Source organism: Streptosporangium sp. NPDC051022 (genome assembly GCF_040683035.1).
GTDB lineage: Bacteria > Actinomycetota > Actinomycetes > Streptosporangiales > Streptosporangiaceae > Streptosporangium.
This window is the reverse complement of the sequence record NZ_JBFBCF010000044.1, coordinates 58,436-64,785: the sequence shown is the minus strand read 5'-3', so window position 1 is coordinate 64,785 and position 6,350 is coordinate 58,436. Positions and strand designations below refer to the sequence as shown.

Genomic DNA, 6,350 nt, shown 5'->3' with positions numbered 1-6,350 from the left:
GCGCCCGCGCCCCCCCCCGCCCCCCCCCCCGCGGGCGCCGGCTCCATCCGCGTGCCCGCCTCCTGCTGCGGGCTGGTCGGGCTCAAGCCGAGCCGGGGCCGCGTCTCGCCCGGTCCCGACGCGGCCGAGGTGACGTTCGGGATGTCCTGCGACTTCGGGCTGACCCGTACCGTCCGCGACGCCGCCCACCTCCTCGACGCCGTCCACGGTCCCGCCGCCGGCGACAGGTACACCGCGCCGCCCCCGGCCCGGCGCTACGCCGACGAGCTGGAGGCCGGCCCGGGAACACTGCGGGTCGCGGTGACCACCGAGGCGTGGTCGGGCGCGCCGGTGGACCCCGAGGTGGCCGCGGCGGCGGTCCGGGCCGGTGAGCTGCTGGAGGAGATGGGACACCTCGTCACAGGGGCGAGCCCGGCCGTCGACTGGGACCTCGTGATGCGGGGCGTCGTGCCGGTCGCGATCGCGTGCGTCGCCTCGGCCGCGCTCACGGCGGACCCCGGCGGGCTGGAGGCGGTCACCGTGAACGCGCTCCGGGAGGTGAAGGACCTCGGCCCCCTCGACCTGATGGCCGCGCTCGACGCGCAGAACCGGGTGAGCCGGTCGGTCGGCGCGTTCTTCACCGGCCACGACCTCCTGGTCACCCCCACCCTGGGGCGGCTGCCCGCCCCGCACGGCACCCTGCGTTACGACGACCCCGGCCACGACATGGACGGCTGGCACCGGTCGCTGTTCGACTACGGGCCGTTCACCGTGGTGTTCAACATCGCGGGCCTGCCCGCCGTCAGCCTGCCGCTGGGCTGGAGCGAGAGCGGGCTGCCGATCGGCGTGCAGCTCGTCGCCCCCTACGGCCGCGAGGACCTGCTGCTGCGGGTCGCCGCCCGCCTCGAACGGGCCGCCCCCTGGAGGGACCGCACCCCGGGCCTGTTCGTCGGAAGGTGAACGCGCACCCCGTGCCCCGTTCCCGCCGTCAGCGCAGGGCGTTGCGGATCTGGGCCGAGGCGTCGCGCAGGTAGTCGATGAAGGACCGCAGCGCCGGGTTGGGGTTCGTCGGGCGGATCGCGGCGCCGATCCTGCGGAAGAGCCTGGGACCGTCCAGCCGGCACACCTGGATGCCCGCGGCGCCCTGGGCCCCGAGGCTGGGCACCAGGGCCACCCCCAGCCCGGCCCTGACCAGTCCCAGCGTGACCTCGTAGTGGTCGCTGCGGCAGCGGATCGTCGGATTGAACCCCTCCAGCGCGCTGGCACGCTCCAGCACCGAGACCGGGGTGTCGGTGCCGTAGGTGGTGATCCACGGCTCCTCGGCCAGGTCGGCGAGCCGTACGCGCTGCCGCTGCCCGGCGGGGTGGCCCAGCGGCACGACGAGGAGTTGCGGCTCGTCGAACAGGTGGGTGACCTCGACCCCCTCCGGCGACTTCCACGGATCGAGCGCGTGCTCGAAGACCACCAGGACGTCGAGGGCGCCGCGCTCCAGGTCGGGCAGCAGCTCGTGCGGCTGGCCGAGCACCAGGTCCAGCTCGACGGCGGGGTGGCGGGCGGTGAAGGTCGACAGAGCCAGCGGCAGCAGCCGGTAGCCCGCGGAGGCGAAGAACCCGATCCGCAGCTGCCCGGCGTCCGCCCTGGCCTGGGCGAGCAGATCCTTCTCCGCGGCCTCGATGATGTCCAGGACCTCCTGCGCCCTGGTCGCGAGCCGCCGCCCCGCCGCGGTCAGCCGCAGGCTCTGCGCGCCCCGCTCGACCAGGCCGACGCCGGCCTCCTCCTCCAGCTTGGACAGCTGGTGGGACACGGCGGACGGCGAGAGCCGCAGGACGCGCGCGGCTCCCGCGATGCTTCCCGTCCTGAAGACCTCCAGGAGCACCCGCAGGCGTTGACTGCTCAGCACCGTCCCAGTATCGGTGCAGGTGGAGGGTGCCGGTGGCAGGGCGGCCGGAAACCCCTGGGGCACCGGGCCCGGACAGCGCGAACCCCCGGCACTCCTTCCGCGTGCCGGGGGCCCGATCTCTCGTCGAACGGTGGTTCAGGCGCTCTTTCGGCGCTGGGCGCGTAGAATCGCCAGGCGCTCGTTGAGCACCTCCTCCAGGTCCTCGATCGTGCGGCGCTCCAGCAGCATGTCCCAGTGCGTCCGTGGGGGCTTGGCCTTCTTGGCCTCGGGCAGCTCGCCGTCCACCCGCAGGGCGGTCGCGCCGCACATGCGGCATTCCCAGGTCGCCGGGATCTCGGCCTCCGCGGCGAGGGGAACGTCGAATCGATGGCCCTTCGGGCAGGTGTAGGACACCTCCTGGCGCGGGGCCAGATCGGTGTTGCGGTCGTTCTCGTAGCTGGTCGCCCCGAGTCGGGTACCGCGTAGCGCACGCTCGCCCATGTCTCAATGCCTCCTGAGGGCCCCGTCGTGAGGGGTTCGTCTCCCACGGCGTACAACGCTTGATACCGTGTGTGGATTCCCACACATGACGTGATCCAATCGCGCGTTCTTGACCCGGTCTGCGGCGAGATCCTTCGGAGGGGTCCTCAGATGTGCTCCGGCACCGGGTTGCCCGCAGCCCTGATGGCCCTGGGCAGGTTGACGGCCGCCAGCAGGACGAGCCCGATCAGGAAGAACGCCACCAGGGAGATGATGCCGAGCCGGTAGCTGTCGGTCATCTGGAGCGCCAGGCCGAGGGTGAACGAGCCGAGGAACGTCGAGCCCTTGTCGCTGATCTCGTAGAGGCTGTAATATTCCGCCTCCCTGCCCGCCGGGATCACGTGGGAGAACAACGAGCGCGACAGGGCCTGGGTGCCGCCCATCACGATCGCGATGGCGAATCCCAGCGCGAAGAACGGCAGCGCCGACCCCCTGGGCAGGAAGTAGGCCACGGCGACCACGGCCATCCAGGCCACCAGCGCGACCATCACGACGCGTTTCGTCCCGTAGGAGGTGGCGAGCCTGCCCAGCAGCAGCGCGCCGCCGAAGGCGACGAACTGCACCATCAGGATCGCCGCGATCCGTACGGTCTGACTCAGCCCCAGCTCCTTGTCGGCGTAGGTGGCCGAGAACGAGATGACGGTCTGCACCCCGTCGTTGTAGATCAGGTAGGCGACGAGGAAGGCCAGCGTCAGCGGGTAGCGCCGCAGCCCCGAGATGGTGTGGCCCAGCTGCCGGAAGCTCCCGGTCACGGCCCGGCCCGCGCCCCCGGCCTCCGCGCCCCGCGCGCGCCGGTTGCGCAGCCGCAGCATCGGGATGACCGTGAACGCCGCCCACCACAGGCCGGCCGACGCCAGGCAGATGCGCACGGCGTCGCCCTCGCCGACGCCGAGGGACTCGTGGCCCAGGAAGAGGCCGAGGTTGAGGGCCAGCAGCAGGCCGCCGCCGAGGTAGCCGAAACCCCAGCCCCGCGCGGAGACACCGTCGCGCTCGTCGGGCGTCGAGATGTCGGGCAGGAACGAGTTGTAGATGACGACCGCGGCGGCGTAGCCCAGGTTGGCCACGACGAACAGCGCTCCGCCCAGCAGGTATCTCTCACCGGCGACGAACCACAGGCAGATCGTGGCCCCCGCGCCGATGTAGGCGAACAGGCTCATGAGCTCCTTCTTGCGCCCCGTGTAGTCGGCCAGGGCTCCGGCGACGGGCATCACGAGGATCTGCAGGATCGCCGCGGCGCCGACCACGAAGGAGTAGTACGCGCTGGGCCGCACCTCGAACCAGAGCACCGGCACGTACGGGCGGCCCTGGGCGGCGTTCTCCGCGATCGTCGTCAGGTAGGGGCCGAGGAAGACCGTCAGGACGGTGGAGTTGAAGGCGGAGGTCGCCCAGTCGTAGAAGTACCAGCCGCGTTGCTCGCGGCGGCGGGTCTGGGGGGAGTCCTCGACGACCTGGTCGGCGATCATGGGCGGTCCTCGGTTCGCTGTGGAGGGCGGGGATGTCCGGGACCGGAGGCCGTTCGCGGCGTCCGGGGAGCCCGGGAGGGCTGTTCGGAGAAGCGGGGGCGGGAAAGTCGTCCGGGGGAGCGGGGGGTCGGGGAGGAACGGGAGGCCGGCGGGGGGTCGGGGAGGAACGGGAGGCCGGCGGGGGGCGGGGAGAGATTCGGGGGAGGGACGGGGGAGTCGTTCGGGGGAGGGGCGGGGGAGCGGGGGGAGTCCGGAGGTCGCGGTCCTCAGGCGGTCGTCAGGCGGCGAGGCCTCCCGGATGCCACTGGCCGCGTGCCTCCAGCACCTCGCGGAGGCCGGAGATGTTGTCGGTCATCACGCCGTCCACGCCGAGGTCGAGCAGACGCTCCATCTCCCGGGGGTCGTTGACGGTCCACACGTGGATCTGCATGCCGAGGGCGTGCGCCGTACGGACCAGTGCGGCCGTGGTGACGCGCAGGCCGCGGAAGCCCAGCGGGACCTGCGCGCACGGCACGCCCGCCCGGGCCAGGCGCGTGAGCAGGCGGCCGTATCCCGAGGTTGTCGCCGCGGCGCGCAGCGTGGCGACGCCGCGCGGCCCGAGGGAGGAGCACACCGGCCTGCCGATCGCCGCGCGGGCGCGGATCAGCCGCTCGTCGGAGAAGGAGGTGAGGCAGATCCGGTCGTAGGCGTTGGTCCGCCTGATCGACTCGGCCAGCGGCGCGATGGCCGAGGCCTCCTTGACGTCGATGTTGAAGCGCGCCTCGGGCCACGAACCCAGCAGGTCGTCCATGAGCGGGATCTCGTCGACGCCGTCGATCCGGGCCTCGCGCACCAGACGGTACGGCAGGGCGGCGATCCTGCCCCGCCGGTCGGTCACCCGGTCGAGGGTGTGGTCGTGGAAGGCCAGCAACACTCCGTCGGAGGTGGCGTGCGCGTCGGTCTCCAGATAGGTGTATCCGAGCTCGACGGCACGGGCGAACGCGGCGTGGGTGTTCTCCCGGCCCTCGGCGGCTCCGCCCCGGTGGGCGAAGGCGAGCGGGCCGGGATGGTCGAGGAACGCGTAGCGGTGCTGCACGTGCAGGAGTATGCCCGCTGTGAGCGCGGCTCGTCATCGCGGCCGGGTGAACGTTTGGGTCACGGGCCGCCAAGCCGTCGTCACTCCCGCCCGGCGGCCTCCCGCGGCGCCCTCACCCCCGCCTGCGGCGCCCTCTTCTCCGTCCGCGGCGTCCTCACTCCCGCCCGGCGGCCTCCTGCGGCCCGGTCTCCCCGGCCGGGCTCGGCCTGCCCGCCCACTCCTGGCGCCGGGCCTCGGCCACCGCGATCGCGGTGGCGACCCCCACGTTGAACGAGCCGACCCGGCCGACCTGCGGGATGTAGCAGACGGCGTCCGCGGCCTCCAGCAGCGCGGGGGAACAGCCGTGGTCCTCGCTGCCGACCACCAGGCACACGTCGCCGTCCAGCTTCGCCTCGTGCAGCGGGACCGCGTCCCCGGTCAGCTCGACCGCGACCACCCTGAACCCGTCCTGCCTGGCGGCCCGTACGGCCTCGGCCGCCGGCACCGGCTCCTCCCAGGCCACCAGGCGGTCGGTGCCCAGCGCGGTCTTCTGCGCCTTGGGGTTGGTCGGGGGAGTCGCGTTGCCGGCCAGCCAGATCCGCTCGACGCCGAAGGCGGCGGCCGTGCGGAAGATGGAGCCGATGTTGAACGGCCCGGTCACCGACTCCACGATGAGGGCCAGCCGCCCCTCGGTGTTCCTGCGCCAGGTGCGGTTGAGCCGCTTGACGTCGGTCGGCCGCAGCTGCCTGCGCGGGTTGGCGGTCATCGGTCGTTCACCGTTCCTCGTTCGTTCGTGGTTCGCCGCCCGCCCGGCCGGAGCCGGCGGCCCCGGCGGATCCGGCCTCGACCCGGAGGATCCGGTAGGAGGAGCGGGAGGCGGCGCGGGTCGTGGGCCAGCCCTGCTCGTTCAGCCAGCGCTGCAGGGAGTCGGAGCCCAGGTGTTTCTGGACCACCAGGTAGGCGACGCCGTCGGGGGTGAGCCGCGACAGCCAGCGGGTGAGCATCTCGTGCATCGCGGTCTTGCCGATGCGGATCGCCGGGTTGGACCAGATGGCGGAGAAGCGGATCTCGGGCGGCACCTCGTCGACGTGCACCGGCCTTACTTTGTCAAGGGCGGCGGCCCGGGCGTTCCTGGCGCACAACTCCACCGACCGGCGGTTGACGTCCACCGCCCAGACGGTCGCCCCGGGGGCCCGCGAGGCCATCGTCAGCGCGATCGGCCCGTAGCCGCAGCCCAGGTCGAGCAGGTCGCCCTCGGCGGGAGGCGGAGGCACGCTCTCCAGCAGGATGCGGGTGCCCTGATCGACCCGCTCGGGGGAGAAGACCCCGCTGTCGGTCTCCAGCCTCAGGTGAAGGTCGGGGAGCACGAGCGTGACCGAACCGGGGCGGCTGGCGGTCTCGGGGCGCTCCTCGAAGTAGTGTGCCACGTCGTAGA

General features: G+C 72.9%; 7 protein-coding genes. 1 reads left to right on the top strand and 6 read right to left on the bottom strand.

The genetic code is table 11. The annotated features are described in order from the left end of the window. Positions 1-939, top strand: a 939-nt coding sequence (locus AB0N02_RS42565) for an amidase (RefSeq protein ID WP_363959626.1), incomplete at its 5' end; no start/stop codon positions are given. A 28-nt stretch (positions 940-967) separates the two neighbouring features. On the opposite strand, the gene AB0N02_RS42560 is transcribed toward AB0N02_RS42565, so the two are convergent. From AB0N02_RS42560 to AB0N02_RS42535, 6 genes are all read right to left on the bottom strand, one after another. Beyond that, a complete protein-coding gene (locus tag AB0N02_RS42560) occupies positions 968-1,879 on the bottom strand; it encodes a LysR family transcriptional regulator (protein ID WP_363959623.1) in 912 nt (303 codons plus the stop codon). A 135-nt stretch (positions 1,880-2,014) separates the two neighbouring features. Continuing rightward, the gene (locus AB0N02_RS42555) at positions 2,015-2,359 is read right to left on the bottom strand and encodes an RNA polymerase-binding protein RbpA (protein ID WP_089205581.1); all 345 of its coding nucleotides are present in this window, start codon (positions 2,357-2,359) and stop codon (positions 2,015-2,017) included. A gap of 146 nt (positions 2,360-2,505) precedes the next feature. Further along, a complete protein-coding gene (locus AB0N02_RS42550; protein WP_363959618.1) occupies positions 2,506-3,861 on the bottom strand; it encodes an MFS transporter in 1,356 nt (451 codons plus the stop codon). 277 nt (positions 3,862-4,138) lie between these two features. Then, positions 4,139-4,936, bottom strand: a complete 798-nt coding sequence (locus AB0N02_RS42545) for a glycerophosphodiester phosphodiesterase (RefSeq protein WP_363959615.1) — start codon at positions 4,934-4,936, stop codon at positions 4,139-4,141. Between the two features lie 154 nt (positions 4,937-5,090). Further along, positions 5,091-5,681 (bottom strand): RNA methyltransferase, encoded by a 591-nt coding sequence (locus AB0N02_RS42540; RefSeq protein WP_363959613.1) that lies wholly within the window; start codon positions 5,679-5,681, stop codon positions 5,091-5,093. Between the two features lie 7 nt (positions 5,682-5,688). Beyond that, on the bottom strand, positions 5,689-6,342 hold the full coding sequence (locus AB0N02_RS42535; RefSeq protein ID WP_363959610.1) for a methyltransferase: 654 nt from the start codon (positions 6,340-6,342) through the stop codon (positions 5,689-5,691). Positions 6,343-6,350 lie beyond the last annotated feature (8 nt).

What these genes read in the sequence shown, in the direction of transcription:
- AB0N02_RS42540 (WP_363959613.1), bottom strand. Translation starts at nt 5,681, where the DNA reads ATGACCGCCAACCCGCGCAGGCAGCTGCGGCCGACCGACGTCAAGCGG.
- AB0N02_RS42555 (WP_089205581.1), bottom strand. Translation starts at nt 2,359, where the DNA reads ATGGGCGAGCGTGCGCTACGCGGTACCCGACTCGGGGCGACCAGCTAC.
- AB0N02_RS42550 (WP_363959618.1), bottom strand. Translation starts at nt 3,861, where the DNA reads ATGATCGCCGACCAGGTCGTCGAGGACTCCCCCCAGACCCGCCGCCGC.